The organism is Rhizobium sp. M1 (assembly GCF_002531805.1).
In the GTDB taxonomy this organism is placed as follows: Bacteria; Pseudomonadota; Alphaproteobacteria; order Rhizobiales; family Rhizobiaceae; genus Rhizobium; species Rhizobium etli_C.
Map to the genome: position 1 here is coordinate 1 of NZ_NWSW01000063.1, position 736 is coordinate 736.

Sequence of the window (736 nt, forward strand, 5' to 3'; positions counted from 1 at the left end):
TGGCGGCGGCCTCGTGCATCACTCGGACAGGGGCGTTCAATACGTGTCGATTAGGTATTCGGAGCGGCTGGCTGAGGCAGGGATCGAGCCGTCCGTCGGAAGTGTGGGCGACAGCTACGACAATGCGCTCGCCGAAACGATCAACGGTCTCTACAAGGCCGAGGTCATCCACCGGCGCGGACCATGGCGGAGCTTCGAAGCGGTGGAGTTCGCCACCCTGGAATGGGTCGACTGGTTCAACCATCGAAGGCTTCTGGAGCCCATCGGAAACATGCCGCCAGCCGAAGCTGAAGAGCAGTATTACGCCATGCTGGACGAACCAGCCATGGCTGCATAATTTAAGCTAAACAGCCTCCGGCAAACCCGGCGCGGTTCAATGGCTTAACAACAATTAAGACCTATTCAGATGTAGCGCGCGTTTAAGTGCGGTTGAAACGGCTCATATAGGGCGGAATTCTTCGCTAATCTGCCCAGCAATCAAGCAATCCGGGGGTGTGCCCTAGCGTTCTTGGCGCGGGGGGGGGGGGGCGACATGGAGGAACCTGCATGACAGTGCGTTCACTACTCACTACGGCTCCTCTTTGGCTCCGGCGTATCTCACAAGCACTGATCAAGCGACGTGTATTGGCTGCGCCCCTTGTTTTCTGGTCTGCCAGTGTTCGGCAGGAAGGTAGGTGGTTGGCCTTCAAATGACCTGTCACTGAATTTTCATCCGGCGGCGATTAGAGCCTCGGCG

Annotated in this window: 1 protein-coding gene; it reads left to right on the forward strand. The window is 57.7% G+C overall.

Annotation, left to right across the window (positions count from 1 at the left end; all coding sequences use genetic code 11):
- Positions 1 to 337 (forward strand): integrase core domain-containing protein (locus CO655_RS31755; protein WP_141514389.1); only part of this gene is annotated, 337 nt, incomplete at its 5' end.
- Positions 338 to 736 lie beyond the last annotated feature (399 nt).